This is a genomic window from Modestobacter sp. Leaf380 (assembly GCF_001424485.1).
Classification (GTDB): domain Bacteria; phylum Actinomycetota; class Actinomycetes; order Mycobacteriales; family Geodermatophilaceae; genus Klenkia.
This window is the reverse complement of sequence record NZ_LMQC01000019.1, coordinates 164,057-180,485: the sequence shown is the minus strand read 5'-3', so window position 1 is coordinate 180,485 and position 16,429 is coordinate 164,057. Positions and strand designations below refer to the sequence as shown.

20 protein-coding genes are annotated in these 16,429 nt (G+C 75.7%); 19 read left to right on the top strand and 1 reads right to left on the bottom strand.

What is annotated here, in order from left to right; translation table 11 throughout:
* Window positions 1–6 precede the first annotated feature (6 nt).
* The 11 genes from ASG41_RS13300 (at window position 7) to ASG41_RS13250 (ending at window position 8,115) form a co-directional block, all read left to right on the top strand.
* A complete protein-coding gene (locus ASG41_RS13300; RefSeq protein WP_056295507.1) occupies window positions 7–462 on the top strand; it encodes an Asp23/Gls24 family envelope stress response protein in 456 nt (151 codons plus the stop codon).
* A complete protein-coding gene (locus ASG41_RS13295) occupies window positions 459–824 on the top strand; it encodes an Asp23/Gls24 family envelope stress response protein (RefSeq protein WP_157519408.1) in 366 nt (121 codons plus the stop codon). The genes ASG41_RS13300 and ASG41_RS13295 overlap by 4 nt, the downstream gene beginning before the upstream one ends.
* A 7-nt stretch (window positions 825–831) precedes the next feature.
* A complete protein-coding gene (locus tag ASG41_RS24270; RefSeq protein ID WP_056295504.1) occupies window positions 832–1,101 on the top strand; it encodes a hypothetical protein in 270 nt (89 codons plus the stop codon).
* A 29-nt stretch (window positions 1,102–1,130) separates the two neighbouring features.
* Window positions 1,131–1,322: a hypothetical protein gene (locus tag ASG41_RS13285; RefSeq protein WP_056295501.1), complete on the top strand. Its 192-nt coding sequence runs from the start codon at window positions 1,131–1,133 to the stop codon at window positions 1,320–1,322.
* A complete protein-coding gene (locus ASG41_RS13280) occupies window positions 1,319–1,741 on the top strand; it encodes an Asp23/Gls24 family envelope stress response protein (protein WP_056295498.1) in 423 nt (140 codons plus the stop codon). The genes ASG41_RS13285 and ASG41_RS13280 overlap by 4 nt, the downstream gene beginning before the upstream one ends.
* Window positions 1,741–2,274: a DUF6286 domain-containing protein gene (locus ASG41_RS13275; protein WP_056295497.1), complete on the top strand. Its 534-nt coding sequence runs from the start codon at window positions 1,741–1,743 to the stop codon at window positions 2,272–2,274. Before ASG41_RS13280 ends, ASG41_RS13275 begins: the two co-directional genes overlap by 1 nt.
* A complete protein-coding gene (locus ASG41_RS13270) occupies window positions 2,271–2,876 on the top strand; it encodes a hypothetical protein (RefSeq protein WP_056295495.1) in 606 nt (201 codons plus the stop codon). The genes ASG41_RS13275 and ASG41_RS13270 overlap by 4 nt, the downstream gene beginning before the upstream one ends.
* Before the next feature lie 150 nt (window positions 2,877–3,026).
* Window positions 3,027–4,811, top strand: coding sequence for a PP2C family protein-serine/threonine phosphatase (locus ASG41_RS23995; RefSeq protein ID WP_056295492.1), 1,785 nt, complete (start codon window positions 3,027–3,029; stop codon window positions 4,809–4,811).
* 2 nt (window positions 4,812–4,813) lie between these two features.
* Window positions 4,814–6,205, top strand: coding sequence for a bifunctional 3-(3-hydroxy-phenyl)propionate/3-hydroxycinnamic acid hydroxylase (locus ASG41_RS13260; protein WP_255352991.1), 1,392 nt, complete (start codon window positions 4,814–4,816; stop codon window positions 6,203–6,205).
* A gap of 10 nt (window positions 6,206–6,215) precedes the next feature.
* Entirely contained in the window at window positions 6,216–7,427 is a 1,212-nt protein-coding gene (locus ASG41_RS13255; RefSeq protein ID WP_056295486.1) for a cysteine desulfurase-like protein, read from the top strand.
* Window positions 7,428–7,497: 70 nt separating this feature from the next.
* Window positions 7,498–8,115 carry a TetR/AcrR family transcriptional regulator gene (locus ASG41_RS13250; protein ID WP_056295483.1) on the top strand — a complete coding sequence of 206 codons (618 nt, stop codon included), beginning with the start codon at window positions 7,498–7,500 and terminating at the stop codon, window positions 8,113–8,115.
* A 9-nt stretch (window positions 8,116–8,124) separates the two neighbouring features.
* On the opposite strand, the gene mftR is transcribed toward ASG41_RS13250, so the two are convergent.
* A complete protein-coding gene (gene mftR, locus ASG41_RS13245) occupies window positions 8,125–8,718 on the bottom strand; it encodes a mycofactocin system transcriptional regulator (RefSeq protein ID WP_235564780.1) in 594 nt (197 codons plus the stop codon).
* A gap of 127 nt (window positions 8,719–8,845) precedes the next feature.
* Between mftR and mftA the strand changes: the two genes are divergently transcribed.
* The 8 genes from mftA to ASG41_RS13210 all read left to right on the top strand — a co-directional run bounded on the left by mftA (window position 8,846) and on the right by ASG41_RS13210 (window position 16,363).
* Window positions 8,846–8,965: a mycofactocin precursor MftA gene (mftA, locus tag ASG41_RS23140; protein ID WP_082556907.1), complete on the top strand. Its 120-nt coding sequence runs from the start codon at window positions 8,846–8,848 to the stop codon at window positions 8,963–8,965.
* Window positions 8,966–8,969: 4 nt separating this feature from the next.
* Window positions 8,970–9,401: a mycofactocin biosynthesis chaperone MftB gene (mftB, locus tag ASG41_RS23135; RefSeq protein WP_082556906.1), complete on the top strand. Its 432-nt coding sequence runs from the start codon at window positions 8,970–8,972 to the stop codon at window positions 9,399–9,401.
* Window positions 9,398–10,630, top strand: a complete 1,233-nt coding sequence (gene mftC, locus ASG41_RS13235; RefSeq protein WP_056295481.1) for a mycofactocin radical SAM maturase — start codon at window positions 9,398–9,400, stop codon at window positions 10,628–10,630. Before mftB ends, mftC begins: the two co-directional genes overlap by 4 nt.
* Window positions 10,631–10,633: 3 nt before the next feature.
* Window positions 10,634–12,493 carry a mycofactocin system FadH/OYE family oxidoreductase 1 gene (locus ASG41_RS13230; RefSeq protein ID WP_056295477.1) on the top strand — a complete coding sequence of 620 codons (1,860 nt, stop codon included), beginning with the start codon at window positions 10,634–10,636 and terminating at the stop codon, window positions 12,491–12,493.
* 186 nt (window positions 12,494–12,679) lie between these two features.
* Window positions 12,680–13,516 (top strand): mycofactocin-coupled SDR family oxidoreductase, encoded by an 837-nt coding sequence (locus tag ASG41_RS13225; protein WP_056295473.1) that lies wholly within the window; start codon window positions 12,680–12,682, stop codon window positions 13,514–13,516.
* Window positions 13,513–14,349: a mycofactocin-coupled SDR family oxidoreductase gene (locus tag ASG41_RS13220; protein ID WP_056295470.1), complete on the top strand. Its 837-nt coding sequence runs from the start codon at window positions 13,513–13,515 to the stop codon at window positions 14,347–14,349. The genes ASG41_RS13225 and ASG41_RS13220 overlap by 4 nt, the downstream gene beginning before the upstream one ends.
* A 52-nt stretch (window positions 14,350–14,401) precedes the next feature.
* The gene (locus ASG41_RS13215; protein ID WP_056295468.1) at window positions 14,402–15,361 is read left to right on the top strand and encodes a MoxR family ATPase; all 960 of its coding nucleotides are present in this window, start codon (window positions 14,402–14,404) and stop codon (window positions 15,359–15,361) included.
* Window positions 15,362–15,625: 264 nt separating this feature from the next.
* Window positions 15,626–16,363, top strand: coding sequence for a VWA domain-containing protein (locus tag ASG41_RS13210; RefSeq protein ID WP_235564779.1), 738 nt, complete (start codon window positions 15,626–15,628; stop codon window positions 16,361–16,363).
* Window positions 16,364–16,429 lie beyond the last annotated feature (66 nt).

The window sequence follows — 16,429 nt, the reverse complement described above, 5'->3', positions numbered from 1 at the left end:
CGTCCGATGACCGAGTCCACGAAGACCGCCAGCACCAGCAGCAGCACCGAGCTGGTCTCCAGCCAGGGCAAGACCACGATCGCCGACACCGTCGTGTCCAAGATCGCCGGCATGGCCGCGCGTGAGGTCAACGGCGTCTACCGCCTCGGCGGCGGCACCGCCCGCGCCTTCGGCGCCATCCGCGAGCGCATCCCGGGTTCCGGCGGCCCGAACGTCAGCCAGGGCGTCTCCGTCGAGGTCGGCGAGACCCAGGCCGCCATCGACATCGACGTCGTCGTCGAGTACGGCGTCGCGATCGCCGACCTGGCCGCCGGCATCCGCCGCAACGTCATCCAGAGCATCCAGTCGATGACCGGCCTGCAGGTCGTCGAGGTCAACATCGCCGTCGACGACATCCACCTGCCCTCCGACGAGTCCTCGAACGGCGACGAGTCCGAGCCCACGCCCAGCCGGGTCCAGTGACCGTCCCGGGCCGCGCCCTCGTCGGCGGTGTCGACCCCCGGGTCGTCGCCGCGGCGGTCCTCGCGTGCCCGGGCGTGGTCCGGCTCTCCGGTGGGCCCTTCGGGTCCGCGGCGACCTACCTGCCCGGTGACCGGGTGACCGGCGTCGTCGTGCGCGAGACCGACGGCCCGCCGGACGTGGCGGTGCACGTCGTCTCGCTCTACGGCGTGCCCGTCGCCGACGTCGCCGGGCAGGTCCGCACCGCGGTCACCGCCGCGGCCCCGGGCTCCCGGGTCGACGTGCACGTCGACGACGTCGACCACGCGGCACCTCCCGTCGAGGACCCGGTGCCACCCGCGGGGCCCCCGGCCCCGGGCGTCTGAGCCACCCGTGAGCACCCCCGGACCCGACACCCCCGACGACGAGCGCTCCCGGCGCGCGGCGGAGCGGGCGTTCGTCCGGGCGCACCACCCCGACGTCGGCGGTGACCCGGCGGCCTTCGCCGCCGGGCTCGCCGCCCTCCGGGCCGGTCGGACCCCGACCCCGCCCGGGTCGGTGACCGTCGTCGCCACCCGGCGGCTGCGGAGCGCGCCGACCCGGTTGTTCCACCGCTGGCGCCGGGCGCGACAGCGCTCCCGCCGCTCCACCCGGCTCCAGTGACCCCCCGCGACACACCCCAGGAGACACCCATGCGTCCCAGCACAGTCGGCCTCGTCGTCGGGATGGTGCTCGGCCTCGCCGGCGCCTTCGGCGGCTTCGGCGCCTTCGTCCTCGTCGCCGTCCTCGCCGCGCTCGGCTTCGTCGCCGGCAAGGTCGTCGAGGGGCAGCTCGACCTGTCCTCGCTGATGGGCTCCGGCGACCGATCCCGCCGGGACCGGTGACCGCCCCCACCGCGGCCGACCCGGCCCTCGACGGCGGGGACAGTCGGCTGGACGACGGTCTGGCGCCCCGTGCGGACCGCGGCCGCACCACCGTCGCCGACCGGGTGGTCGAGCGGATCGCCGCAGCGGCCGCCGCCGAGGTCGACGCCGCCACCGGCACCGCCCGGCGGGTGCTCGGCGTCGCGGTGAGCAGCGCCGACCGGCCGCGGGTCACCGCCCGCGTGCACGGCGACGAGGCCACCGTCGAGATCGACATGTCCGTCTCCTGGCCGGCCCCGGTCCGCCAGGTCACCCGCCGCGTCCGCGAGCACGTGGGCGAGCGGCTGGTCTCCCTGGTCGGCCTGCGCAGCGCGCGGGTCGACGTCCACGTCGCCGCGCTCCCCCTGGAGCGCTCCCCCGAAGAGAAGAGGGTGCACTGATGCGCACCGTCGACCGCGTCCTGGCACTGGTGCTGGGGCTGGCAGGCCTCGGGCTCGGCATCGTCGTGGCCGCCGAGGTCGTGCAGGGCCTGCTGGGCCGCCCCGGCCACCTGGTCCTGCCCTACAGCGGCACCGCCTCCTGGCTGCGCGAGCACGCCTGGTCCGACGGCGCCGTGCTGACCATCGGCGGCGTCCTCGTCGCCGTCGGCCTGCTGCTCGTCCTGGCCGAGCTCAAGCCCCGCCGCAAGACCCTGCTCGTCCTGGACGGGGAACCCGAGGACGACGTGGTCACCGCGGTGTCCCGCACCGGCGTCGGCCGTGCGCTGGAGCAGTCGGTGTCCGGGCTCTCCGGCGTCGACGGCACCTCCTCCGTGGTCCGCCGGCGCAGCGCGAAGCTGACCGTGCGGACCGCGCTGCGCGAGACCGGTGACCTGGAGACCCAGGTCCGGGACCGGGCCGCGCAGGCCCTCGCCGGCCTGGACCTGGTGGCCGGCCCCACGCTGCACGTCGACCTGCGGCGGGTGTCGGCATGAGCCGCCCCGCGGCCCTCGCACCGGTCACCCGCACCCCCGGTGCGGTGCGGACCAACCGGACGGTGCTCACCGTCCTGGGCCTGCTGCTCACCGCAGCCGGCGTCGCCACCCTGCTGCTCGGGCTGGGCGTGCTGGGTGCCGGCCAGGCCGACCGGACCGTCGTGGACCCGGCCGTGGACGACGTCGCCCGGATGGGCTGGTTCTGGCCGGTCGTCGGGGTGGTCGCCCTGCTGGTGGCCGTGCTCAGCGGCTGGTGGCTGGTCGCCCAGGCCCGCACCGACCGGCTCGCCCGGCTCCGCCTGGACGACGACGCCACCACCGGTCGCACGATGCTCGAGGGCGCCGCGCTGACCCGCGCCATCGAGGACGAGGTGTCCGGCCTGGCCGGGGTCACCCGGGCCTCCGCGCACCTGTCCGGCACGTCGTCGGCGCCCCGGCTGCACCTGCGGGTGCGGCTGGACGGCCGGGTCGACCCGGCCGAGGTGCACCGCGACGTCAGCGGCCAGGTCCTCGAGCACGCCCGGCAGGCCCTGGAGGTGCAGCGGCTGCCCACCCGGGTCGAGCTGGACCTGCCGCGCGGCACCGCCCGCTCGCTGGGCTGACCCACCGGCCCCGTCGTCCCGCGTGGACGGCGGGGCCGGCGGGGCCGGTCGCCGCGCCGGTGCCGCGGCACACGGGGACCCGCGGCACCGGACCTACGATGATCGGAACGGGCCGGAGCGGTCTGCGGACCTGACGGGGGAGGTGGTCGTGTGCCGGAGGCGACACGCCAGCTCTTCACCTCCGTCGGCGAGGGCGACCCGATGCACGAGCTGGTCCTGGCCACCGACTGGTCGGCCACCCCGCTGGGCCCGGTCGGGAGCTGGTCGGACACGCTGCGCACCGCCGTCGGCATCTGCCTGAACAACCCGTTCCCCATGCTCCTCATGTGGGGCCCCGAGCTGACCATGGTCTACAACGGCGCCTACGCCCCGATCCTCGGCGACAAGCACCCCGCCGCCATGGGCCGCAGCTGCGAGGTCGTCTGGGACGAGCTGTGGCCGCAGATCAGTGGCCGGCTGCACGGCGTCCTGCAGGGCAAGGCCACCTACGACGTCGACCTGCCGCTGCTCATGCACCGGCACGGCTTCGACGAGGCCACCTGGTTCACCTTCGCCTACTCCCCGGTCCTCGAGCTCGGGGCCGACGGCGTCCGGCGGGTGGCCGGGGTCCTCAACACGACGACCGACACCACCGCCCGGGTGCTCACCGCCCGCCGGCTCACCGCCCTGCAGGCCTTCGGCGCCATCGGCTCCAGCCGGCACGGCGACAGCGACCGGGCCGCGACCGCCGCCGTGCAGGCCCTGGCCGGCGCCGGGGACGACGTCCCGTTCGCGGTGGTCTACCTGCTCGACGAGGACGGCGCCGGCGCGCACCTCGCCGCCGCCACCGGCCTGCCCGACACCGTCCCCGACGGCGTCGTGCCCCGGCTGCCCGCCGGCCCCGACGAGGCCTGGGTGTGGGACGCCCTCACCAGCGGCACGGCCACCACCGTCACCGGGCTGATCGACCGGGTGCCCGGCCTGACGTCGTCGGCGGGGGTGGGCCGGGTCCCGGTGGACACGGCCGTGGCGCTGCCGCTCGTCGTCGCCGGGCAGACCCGTCCGGTGGGCGTGCTGGTCGCCGGGGTCGACCCGCACCTGCGCCTGGACGAGGACCACCGGGCGTTCCTGGAGCTGGTCGCCGGCCAGGTCGCCACCGTCGTCGCCGACGCGCAGGCGCACGCCGCCGAGCGCCGCTGGGCCGCCGAGCGGGCCGAGGCCGAGCGCGAGGCCGCCCGGTTCTCCACCGAGGTGTCGGTGACCCTGCAGCGCTCCATCCTGGGCCCGGTCGAGCTGCCCGAGGGCTTCGCGGTCCGCTACGAGCCGGCTGCGTCGGCGCTGGAGGTCGGCGGCGACTGGTACGACGTCGTCGAGCTGTCGGCAGGGGTCTTCGGCGTCGTCGTCGGGGACGTCGTGGGCCGGGGCCTGGCCGCGGCCGCGGTGATGGGCCAGCTGCGCAGCGCCGGCCGGGCCCTGCTGCTGGAGGCCAACGGCCCGGCTCAGGTGCTCGGCGCGCTGGACCGGTTCGCCGGCCTGGTCGAGGGCGCCACCTGCAGCACCGTGTTCTGCGCCGTCGTCGACCAGGCCGCGGGCACGCTGACCTGGTCCAGCGCCGGGCACCTGCCTGCCGTGCTGGTCGGTGCCGACGGCTCGAGCCGCCTGCTGGAGGGCGCCTCGTCGCTGCCGCTGGCCGTCGTCCCGGGGTGGCCGCGGCCCGAGGGCGTCGTCGGGCTGACCGCGGGGGACAGCCTGCTGGCCTACACCGACGGCCTGGTCGAGCGCCGGGACGAGGCGCTGGACGAGGGCATCGCCCGCGCCGTGGCCGCCGTCGTCGCCGGGCGGGAACTGTCCCCCGACGTGCTGGCCGCGGTGCTGGTCGACCAGCTGCTGGGCGACGACCAGGACGACGACGTCGCGCTGATGCTCTACCGGCACCCGCAGGCGGTCACCGGTTGATCGTGGTGGTCGGGGCCGGGCCGGTGGGACTCACCGCAGCCCTGCTGCTGGCCCGCCGGGGCCGCGAGGTGACCGTCCTGGAGAAGCACGAGCACCCTTACGGGCTGCCCCGCGCCGTGCACCTGGACGACGAGTGCGTGCGGGTGCTGCAGGCCGCCGGGGTGGCCGAGGCCTTCGCCCGGGTCAGCCGTCCGATGGCCGGGCTGCGGCTGCTGGACGCCGACGGCCGGGTGCTGGTCGAGTTCGCCCGGGCGCCCGGGGCGGGGGTGCACGGCTGGCCGCAGGCCTCGATGTTCTCCCAGCCCGACCTGGAGGAGCTGCTGCGCGCCGAGGTCGCCCGCCGGCCGCTGGTGCAGCTGCGCACCGGGGTGGAGGTCGCCGGGCTGGTGCTCCACCCGGACGGCGTCACCGTGACGGACCGGTCCGGTGCACGGCTGGAGGCCGAGGCGGTGCTGGGCTGCGACGGCGCCCGCAGCACCGTCGCCCGGCTGATCGGCGCCGGCGAGGTGCCGCTGGGCCGGCCGGACCGCTGGCTGGTGGCCGACCTGCAGGCCGACGCCCCGCTGGACGTGTGGCCCGGGGTGCACCAGGTCTGCGACCCGCACCGGGCAGCCACCTTCATGCCGGTCGCCGGCGACCGGTACCGGGCCGAGTTCCGGCTCCGGGACGGCGAGCAGGTCGGCGACGTCGACCTGCCCGCGCTGCTGGCCCGCTTCGGGGCGGCGGACACCCGGGTGCTGCGCGCCGTCGAGTACGCCTACGGCGCCCGGGTCGCCGCCCGGTGGCGTGCCGGCCGCGTGCTGCTCTGCGGGGACGCCGCGCACCTGACCCCGCCCTTCATCGGGCAGGGCCTGGGGCTGGGCCTGCGGGACGTGCACCAGCTGGCCTGGAAGCTCGACGCCGTGCTGGCCGGGGCCGACGGGTCGTTGCTGGACACCCACCGGGCCGAGCGGGAGCCGCACGCCCGCGCGCTGGTCCGGCTCGCGGTGCTGCTGGGCTGGCTGATGACCGGCGGTGGGGACCGGACGGCGGTGCTGCGCCGGCTGCTGCTGGCGGTGGCCCGCCGGGTGCCGGGGCTGTCCTCCCAGGTGCTGGCCAGCCGCACACCGGCGTTGCGCCGCGGGCCGCTGGTCCGCCGTCCCCGGCTGGGGCCGGCCGGGCCGGTCGGGGTGCTGCTGCCCCAGCCGACCCTGCCCGACGGCCGTCGCCTCGACGACCTGCTGGGCGAGGGGTGGGCGCTGCTCACCCGGTCCGGGGCCCGGCCGCGGTTGCCGCGCGGGGTCCGGCCGAGGGTCCTGGACGCGTCCGCGCTGCCCCCGCTGGGGCCCGGTCTGCACCGGGACTGGGTGCTGGTGCGCCCGGACCGGGTGGTGGCCGCGGTGTCCCGCCGGTGAGACTGGGCCCATGACCTACGACGTCGCCGCGGTGCGGGCCGCGTTCCCCTCGCTGCGGTCGGGCACCGCGCACTTCGACGGCCCGGGCGGCTCCCAGGTGCCGCTGCCGGTGGCCGACGCGGTGCACGCGACGCTGGTGTCCCCGATCGCCAACCGCGGTTCGGTGACGGCCGCCGAGCGCACCGCCGACGCCGTGGTGCTGGCCGCCCGGCAGGCGGTCGCCGACCTGGTGGGCGGCGTCCCCGGCGGGGTGGTGTTCGGCCGCAGCGCCACCGCGCTGACGTACGACCTGGCCCGCACCCTGTCCGCGGGCTGGGGTCCCGGCGACGAGGTCGTGGTCACCCGGCTGGACCACGACGCCAACGTCCGGCCCTGGGTGCAGGCCGCCGAGCGGGCCGGCGCCACCGTGCGCTGGGTCGGCTTCGACCCGGCCACCGGTGAGCTCACCGCCGCCGACGTCGCCGCACAGGTCGGCCCGGCCACCCGGCTGGTCGCCGTCACCGGCGCGTCCAACCTGATCGGCACCCGCCCGCCGCTGGCCGCGATCGCCGAGGTCGTGCACGCCGCCGGTGCGCTGCTGCACGTCGACGGGGTGCACCTGACCGCGCACGCGCCGGTCGACCTGACCGAGCTGGGCTGCGACACCTTCGTCTGCTCGCCGTACAAGTTCCTCGGCCCGCACTGCGGGGTGCTGGTCGCCGACCCCGCGTTCCTGGGCACGCTGCACCCGGACAAGCTGCTGCCCTCCACCGACGCCGTCCCCGAGCGGTTCGAGGTGGGCACCCTGCCCTACGAGCTGCTGGCCGGCACCACGGCGGCCGTGGACTTCCTGGCCGGCATCGCCGGTCCGGAGGGGCCCCGCCGGACCCGGCTGCTGGCCGCCATGGCCGCCCTCGAGGAGCACGAGGACGCCCTGCGGGTGCGGCTGGAGGAGGGCCTGGCCGAGCTGCCCGGCGTGACGGTGTGGTCGCGGGCCGCGCACCGGACGCCGACCCTGCTGCTGACCTTCGCCGACCGGGACGCCGGCGACGCGTACCGGGCGCTGGCCGAGCGGGGGGTCAACGCCCCGGCCGGGTCGTTCTACGCCCTGGAGGCCTCCCGCTGGCTGGGGCTGGGTGATGCGGGCGGCCTGCGGGTCGGCCTGGCGCCCTACACCGACGCCGACGACGTGGACCGCCTGCTGGCGGGGCTGCGGGACTTCACCGGTGTGGAGCGGCACTGAAGGGTCTAAAGTCGTGCGGGCAGGTCCCGGCGAGTGGTCCGGGGCGGACTCTCCGCGGGGGGAGCCTGGTGTGACGGACGAGCCGGGTCGGCGCGAGCGCAAACGCGCCCGCACCCGTTCCACCGTGGTGACCGTGGCCCAGGAGCTCTTCCGGGACCGCGGCTTCGAGCACACCACGATCGAGGACGTCGCCCGCGCCGCCGACGTCGCCGTGCAGACCGTGTTCAACCACGTGTCCAGCAAGGAGGAGCTCTTCTTCGCCGACCGCGTGCCGTGGGCGGTGATGATCGGTTCCGCGCCCTGCCCCGCGCCCGGTGAGGACTGGGCCGAGGCGCTGGTCCGCCAGCTGACCGAGGCGTCCGTGGGCTACCTGGGCGGCCTGGCCGACCCCGCCTACCTGGACATGGCCGCGCAGGTGGAGTCGGTGCCGGCGCTCAACCGCTACGAGCGGGCCGTGCACACCCGCGCCGAGGAGTCCCTGGCCGGGCACCTGGCCACCGCCGGGGTCAGCTCGCACCCCCGGCTGACCGCGGCCCTGCTGCTGGCCACCACCCGGGTGCACGCCCACGAGCACCGGCAGCGCGTCATCGCCGGCACCCCGCTGGCGGAGTCCCTGGAGCAGGTCGGCCGGATGCTGCCCGGCTACCTGAGCCAGGTCCTGTCGATGACCTCGCCCGTCCCCGCCTGACCCGTCCGGTCAGTCCGGTCGGCGCAGTCCCGGGAAGCCCCCGGCCAGCTGGTCGAAGGCCGTGTGCAGGTCCTCGGCCAGGGACCCCTCGCCGATGAGCCACGTCTCGAACGCCGTCGTCGCCGCGGCCCGGGTGGCCGTGGCGACCAGGCGCGGGACCAGCGAGTGCGGGTCGTCCCCGGTCCGCCGGGCCACGTGCTCGGCGACCACCCGGTCGACGTCGGCGTACCGGACCTGCGAGTGCGCCTGCAGGGCGGGCTCGGTGAGGATCAGCCGCATCCGCTGGCGCAGCAGTGGCAGGTCCTCGGCGGCGTAGTCGTTGACCTCGACGTAGGCCGCGCAGATCGAGGCGAGCACCGGCTGAGCGTCGTCGGTGCCGGCCAGCAGCTCCTCCAGCCGGACGACGTGGGCGTGGAAGTCACCCCACACCGCGTCGGCCTTGGTGGCGAAGTGCCGGAAGAACGTCCGGCGGCTGATCCCGGCGGCGTCGGCGACCTCGTCGGCGGTCACCGTCTCGAAGTCGCGGCCGGTGAAGAGCTCCAGTGCGGCGGCCTCGATCCGGGCCCGGGTGGCCTCGCGTGCGTCCCCGGCTGCTTCGGTCACGCGCAGATCATGCTCCCGGGCACCGGCGCCGCCGACACCCGCCGACCGTGGCGCCCCCCTCTTGCCCGGTGACACTCGGTGCCATAGCGTCCGGGGAGTCAGTGACCCAGCTCACCAGGAGGCACCCGTGCCGGAGCAGACGCAGGCCGCCGAGACCACCGCCCAGGCTGCAGCCACCGAGGAGGTCCTCGTCGAGGACTCCCTGGTGGAGGAGGTCTCCATCGACGGCATGTGCGGCGTGTACTGAGCCGTTGGCAGACACCGCACTCGTCACCGACCCCGCGGCCGGCGCCACGCCGGCCGCGGGCGAGGTCACGGTCCCCGCTGACGAACGCCCCTTCGACCCCGCGCTGCCCTGGCGGAAGTCCCGGTCGGTGGCGCTGCGCCCCGAGCCCTTCGGCGCGCTGGTCTACCACTTCGGCAACCGCAAGCTGTCGTTCCTGAAGTCGATGCCCCTGGTCGCGGTCGTGAAGGCCCTCGAGGAGCACCCCGACGTCCCCAGCACGCTGCGCGCCTGCGACGTCCCGGAGGCCCAGCACCCGGCCTACGTGACCGCACTCGCGACGCTCTCGCGCTCCCAGATGATCGAGATCAGGACCTCGGTGTCCCCCACCACGAGCGAGCTCGTGGTGGGCCCCTGCACCGAGGCCGACCAGCAACCGGAAGAAGGTCGCTCGCTGTGACTGCCGTCCTCCCCACGCGCGCCCCGGTCCAACGGCCCACCGGCGGCAAGCTGATCGACCAGTTCGAGTACGGCCTGGACGCCCCCATCTGCCTGACCTGGGAGCTCACCTACGCCTGCAACCTGGCGTGCGCGCACTGCCTGTCCTCCTCGGGCCGCCGCGACCCGCGCGAGCTGTCCACGGCCGAGGCCGAGGGCGTGATCGACGAGCTGCAGCGCATGCAGGTCTTCTACGTCAACGTCGGCGGCGGCGAGCCCACCGTCCGCCCGGACTTCTGGCACCTGCTCGACTACGCCATCGGCCACGACGTCGGGGTCAAGTTCTCCACCAACGGCGTGAAGCTGAACAAGGAGCGGGCCGCCCAGCTGGCCCGCACCGACTACGTCGACGTGCAGATCTCCCTGGACGGCGCGACTGCCGCGGTCAACGACCGGGTCCGCGGCACCGGCTCCTTCGACACCGCGATCACGGCCCTGGAGAACCTGGCCGAGGCCGGGATGAAGGACTTCAAGGTCTCGGTCGTGGTGACCCGGGAGAACGCCGGGCAGCTCGACGAGTTCCGGGCCCTCACCGACTCCTACGGCGCCCAGCTGCGACTGACCCGGCTGCGGCCCTCCGGTCGCGGGGCCGACGTCTGGGACGAGCTGCACCCCACGATGGCCCAGCAGAAGGACCTGTACCACTGGCTGCTGGCCAACGGCGACAACGTGCTGACCGGGGACTCCTTCTTCCACCTGTCCGCGTTCGGGGAGGCCCTGCCCGGGCTGAACCTGTGCGGCGCCGGTCGCGTGGTCTGTCTCATCGACCCGGTCGGGGACGTCTACGCCTGCCCGTTCGCCATCCACGAGAACTTCCTGGCCGGCAACGTGCGCAGCCCCGGTGGCTTCCAGACCGTGTGGCAGCAGAGCGAGCTCTTCGCCGACCTGCGCAACCCGCAGACCGGTGGCGCCTGCACCAAGTGCCAGCACTTCGACTCCTGCCGGGGCGGTTGCATGGCCGCCAAGTTCTTCACCGGCCTGCCGCTGGACGGGCCCGACCCCGAGTGCGTGCAGGGCTACGGCGAGAACGCCCTCGCCGCCCGGGACCTGGAGCTGGTCACGCCCAAGTCGCACATCGACCACTCGCACAAGGGCCCCGTCCGCGGCCAGCCCACGCTGCTGGGGATGCCCTCCATCCCGCCGGCGAAGATCTGCGACGAGTCGCCGCTGGCCGGCCTGGACGTCCGGTAGCGCGTGCGCCTGACCGACCCCCTCCCGCTCGCGGGTCGGACGGCGCCCTCCCGGGTGCTGTTCGGCCCGCACGAGACGAACCTCGGCTCCGGCCGGGCTCTCTCGCCGCGGCACGTCGCGTACTACGCGCGACGGGCCGTGGGCGGCGCGGGGGTCGTCGTCGTGGAGGCGGCGTCGGTGCACCCCTCCGACCAGCCCTCCGAGCGCGCCCCGCTCGCCGCCGCCTGTGCGCCGGGGTGGGCCGCGGTCGGTGACGCCTGCCGCCCGCACGGCACCGTGGTGCTGGCCGGGCTGACCCACACCGGCGGCCAGGGCTCCTCGGCCTGGACCCGGGCGGCCCTGTGGGGCCCGTCCCGGGTGCCCGACGTGGTCACCCGCGAGGTCCCGCAGCCCCTGGACGACGAGGCGCTCGGTGCGTTGGTCGCCGGGTTCGCCGGGGCGGCGGCCACCGCCGTGGCCGCCGGGCTGGACGGCGTCGAGGTCGATGCCGGGCCGCGCTCCCTGCTGCGCCAGTTCCTCTCCGGGCTGACCAACCGGCGCACCGACGCCCACGGCGCCGACCGGTCGCTGCTGCTGCGCGAGGTGCTGGCCGCGGTCCGTGCCGCGCAGGGCCCGGACCGGTTGCTGGCGCTGCGGCTCTCGGTGGACGAGTCCGCGCCCTGGGCCGGGCTGACGCCGTCTTCGTGCCTGGCGCTGGTCGCCGGGCTGGCCCCGCTGGTCGACCTGCTCACCCTGGTCCGCGGCAGTGCGCTGGACCTGGCCGCGTACCGGCCCACCGCGCACCGGGTCCCGGCGTTCCACGTGGAACTCGTCTCGGCCGCCGGGCCGACCCCGGTCGTGGCGCAGGGCTCGGTCGTGGACGTCGACCGGGCCGAGGAGCTGCTGGCCGACGGGTACGCCGCGGTGGAGATGACCCGCGCGCAGATCGCCGACGCGACCCTCGTGGCCACCGTCCGCGCCGGCCGGCGTCCCCGGCCGTGCCTGCTGTGCAACCAGGCCTGTCAGGTGCTGGACACCCGCAACCCGCCGGTCAGCTGCGTGGTCGACCCGCGCAGCGGCCACGAGACCACCGAGCCCGACGTCGACGTGGCCGACCCCGGGACGCGTCCCCGGGTGGTCGTCGCGGGGGCCGGTCCGGCCGGTCTGGAGGCCGCCCGGGTGCTCGCGTTGCGCGGGCACGACGTCGAGGTGGTGGCCCCGGCGGTCGCCGGGCTGCTACCCGTGGTCGCCGCAGCCCCGCGGCGGGAACGATTCCAGGACTTCGCGGACTGGCTGGTCGGCGAGTGCGCCCGGCTCGGGGTCACGGTCACCGAGGGCCGCACCGACGACGCCGACGTCGTCGCCACCGGCGGGCTGGCCGGGGTCCCCGTGGTCCCCGGCGCGGTCCCGGCGGCCGACGTGCTCGCCGGCGGGCAGCTCCCCGACGGCCCGGTGGTGGTGCACGACCCGGTCGGGGGCCCGGTCGGCGTCGGGGTCGCCGAGCTGCTGGCCGGAACCGGACGCGCCGTCACCCTGGCCACACCCGACGACCTGGTCGGCTCGGGGCTGGGGGCCACCGGCGACCTGGCCGACGCCAACGGCCGGCTGGCCCGGGCCGGGGTCCGCCGGGAGACCGCGGTGCTGCTGAGGTCCTGGGCGGCCGGGGTCGCCGTGCTGGAGCACCGGTGGAGCGGCGCGGTCGTCGAGGTGCCGTGCGCGGCCGTCGTCGACGCCGGGCACCGGCTGCCCGGTCGGGTGCTGCCCGACGAGGGACGCGAACACTTCGCCGGGGACGTCGTCGCGCCCCGCACCGTGCTCGACGCCGTGCTCGAGGGACGGCGGGCCGCGCTCGCCGTCTCCGACCGCGAGGCAGTGGACGCGTGAGCCCCACCCCGGCGCTGGAGTCGCTCCCGGTCAGCAAGCCCTGGTACCTCCGCGGCCCCGCGGCGTGGAAGCCGCGAACCGGGCGGCCGGTGGCCGCGGCCCCGCAGGGGCCCTGACGGTCCGACCCCCGCTGGGTCGGACCGCGCTCAGTCACGCAGCGGGGGACCCGACGAGAGGAACGAACCGATGGGCAAGCTCGAGGGCAAGGTCGCCTTCATCACCGGTGCGGCACGCGGTCAGGGCCGCAGCCACGCCATCCGGTTGGCGCAGGAGGGGGCCGACGTCATCGCGGTCGACCTGTGCGCGCAGATGGGGTCGGTCGGCTACCCGATGGCCACCGAGGAGGACCTGGCGGAGACCGTCCGGCAGGTCGAGGCGCTGGACCGGCGGATCGTGGCCAGCGTCGCCGACGTCCGGGACTCCGCGGCACTCAAGGCCGCGGTCGACGACGGCGTCGCGCAGCTGGGCCGGCTGGACATCGTGCTGGCCAACGCCGGCATCGCCACGTTCGCGCCGGTCGAGGAGCTGACCGACGACATGTGGGACGAGATGATCGCGGTCAACCTGACCGGCGTCTTCAAGACCGTCCGGGCGGCGGTGCCGCACATCAGGGCCGGCGGGCGGGGCGGCGCGATCGTGCTGACCTCGTCCACGGCCGGCATCAAGGGCCTGGCCAACCTGTCGCACTACGTGGCCGCCAAGCACGGCGTCGTCGGGCTGGTGAAGACGATGGCCAACGAGTTCGCCCCGGACATGATCCGGGTCAACTCGGTGCACCCGACGTCGGTGAACACCGACATGATCCACAACGAGGAGACCTACGGGCTCTTCCGGCCCGACAAGCCCAAGTCCGAGGTCACCCGGGACGAGGCGGCCGAGTCCTTCAAGACGATGAACGCGCTGCCGATCGAGTGGGTCGAGCCGGTCGACATCTCCAACGCGATCCTCTTCCTGGTCAGCGACGACGCCCGGTACGTCACCGGCGTCCAGCTGCCCGTCGACGCCGGCGCGGTGCAGAAGTGACGGGGAGGGTCGAGGGCAAGGTCGCGTTCATCACCGGTGCGGCCCGGTCCCAGGGCCGCAGCCACGCGCTGCGGCTGGCCCAGGAGGGCGCCGACATCATCGCCGTCGACGTCTGCGGGCCGATCGAGAGCATCGGCATGTACCCGCCGGCCACCGAGGAGGACCTGGCGGAGACCGTCCGCCAGGTCGAGGCGCTGGACCGGCGGATCGTGGCCACCAAGGCCGATGTCCGGGACTCCGCGGCGATGAAGGCCGCGGTCGACGACGGCGTCGCCCAGCTGGGCCGGCTGGACATCGTGCTCGGCAACGCCGGGGTGTTCGAGGTCCAGCCCGCGCTGGAGCTCACCGACGAGGCCTGGCGGGAGATGATCGACATCAACCTGACCGGCGTCTGGAACACCTGCAAGGTGGCCCTGCCGCACCTGATCGAGGGCGGCCGGGGCGGGTCGATCGTGCTGACCAGCTCGACGGCGGGCCTCAAGGGCACCCCGAACACGATCCACTACACGGCGGCCAAGCACGGCGTCGTCGGGGTGATGCGGACGCTGGCCAACGAGTTCGCCCAGCACTCGATCCGGGTCAACAGCGTGCACCCCACCGGGGTCGACACGGTGATGATCCAGAACGAGAAGACCTGGGGGCTCTTCGCGCCCGACGACCCGTCGCCGACCCGGGAGAAGGCCGCGCCGGTCTTCGAGTCCACCAACGCGCTGCCGGTCCCGTGGGTGGAGGCGGTCGACATCTCCAACGCGGTCCTGTTCCTGGTCTCCGACGAGGCGCGCTACATCACCGGCGTGACCCTCCCGGTCGACGCCGGCTACACGGTCAAGTGACCACCGGGGCGGCCGGGGACACCCCCGGCCGCCCCCCTCACGACGGGACGACATGGACCTGGACCACCGGACGACGACGTCGGCGACCGCCGACGTCCGCGCCGTCCGCGACCGCGTCGCCGCCCACCTGGTGGGCCGCGAACGCGAGACCGACCTGCTGCTGGCCGCCGTCGCCGCCGGCCGCGACGTCCTCATCGAGGGCCCGCCCGGCACCTCCAAGTCGACGCTGCTGCGCGCCATCACCGGCGAGTGGGGGATCCCGCTGCTGCTCGTCGAGGGCAACGCCGACCTCACGCCCACCCGGCTGGTCGGGCACCACAACCCGGCCCGGGTGCTCCGCGAGGACTACACCGCGGACAACTTCGTGCCCGGGCCGTTGGTGGAGGCGATGCGGCAGGGCGGGTTCCTCTACGTCGAGGAGTTCAACCGGGCCCCCGAGGACACCCTGAACACCCTGCTCACCGCCATGGCCGAGCGCACCATCACCGTGCCCACGGTCGGCACCGTGCAGGCGCTGCCCACCTTCCGGGTGGTCGCCTCGATGAACCCCTACGACGCCGTCGGGACGACGCGGATGCCCACCTCGGTGTCCGACCGGATGTGCCGGCTCGCGGTCGACTACCAGGACGCCGACGCCGAGCGCGGCATCGTCGCCCGCCGCACCGGCGTCGGCTCGGCCCGGCTCGTCGCCGACGCGGTGGCGCTCACCCGGGCCACCCGGGAGCGGGACGACGTCCGGCAGGGCAGCTCGGTGCGCGGCGCCATCGACGTCGCGCTGGTGGCCGCCCAGCTGGCCGCGATGCGCGGGGTCGCGCTGCCCCCGGCCCCCGACGTCGCCCCGCCGCGGGACCTGCCGGCGGACTACACCGGCGTCGTCTGGGATGCGGTGCTGGTCGCGCTCAGCGGCCGGGTGCACCTGGACGAGATCGCCGAGCAGACCCCCGAGGGCGTGCTCCGGGAGATCTGGGAGGACCACTTCCTGCTGCAGCCCGCGACGGCCGAGCCGGGTTGAAGGACCGTCGAGGCCGACTCCCCGGTCACCCGCCGCGACCGGCCGGGGAGCGCTCGACAGCACCGCGGGACCACGCCGCTGCGCCGCCGGCCCAAGCAGCTGACCGAACAGCCCTCGACGTACGAGCCGTCCAAGGGCGGCTCGGGGCTGGCGCTGTCCTCGGGGGACCGGCGCCGGCAACGGCAGACCGCCGCCCAGCGCGGCGGTTCCGGCCCCGGGACGACGGACGAGCCGGCCGAGCTGATCGCGCTGGCCGACCTGTCGGTGGAGTCCGAGGCCGACGCGCGCACCCGGCAGCGGGCCCGGCAGATCGCCCGCCGGCTCGCCGTGCCCCGCCCGCCGCGGGACCGGCGCTCCCGCCGGGGCGTCGGAGAGCTCACCTCCCAGCGCTGGACCGGCGGCTCCGACGAGCTGGACCTGGAACGCACGCTGGACGCGATCGCCGGCACCCCGCTGCCCGAGGACGACGACGTGGTCGTCCGCGAGCGGCTCCGCCGGACCCGCTCGGTGGTGCTCGTCGTCGACGTCTCCGGGTCGATGAAGGGCGAGCGGCTGCGCACCGCGGCGGCCACCGTCGGCGCGCTGGCCGGTGAGCTGGGCCGGGACCGGCTGGCCGTCGTCGCCTTCTGGTCCGACGCGGCGGTGCTGGTGCCGCTCGGCGCCCCGGTCGAGCCGCTGGGCGTGCTGGACCTGCTCCTCCGGGTGCCCACCCAGGGCCTGACCAACGTGTCCTTCGCGCTGGAGACGGCGGGCCGGCTGCTCGCCGGGGTGCCCCAGCGCGACGCCCGGGTGCTGCTGCTCAGCGACTGCGTGCACAACGCCGGCCCGGACCCGCGGACCGCCGCCGCCCGGCTGCCCCGCCTGGACGTCCTGCTGGACACCTCCGGCGAGGACGACGTCGACCTGGGCCGCGACCTCGCCAGGAGGGGTCGCGGCCGGATCCGGCTGGTCCGCGACCACACCGACGTCGCCCGCGCGTTGACCGCCGTCTTCACCGACTGACCCCGCCGCCCGCCGCCCGCAGCCCCACGCCCGCCCGCCCACGCCCGCCCCCGCCCGAGGAGCGTT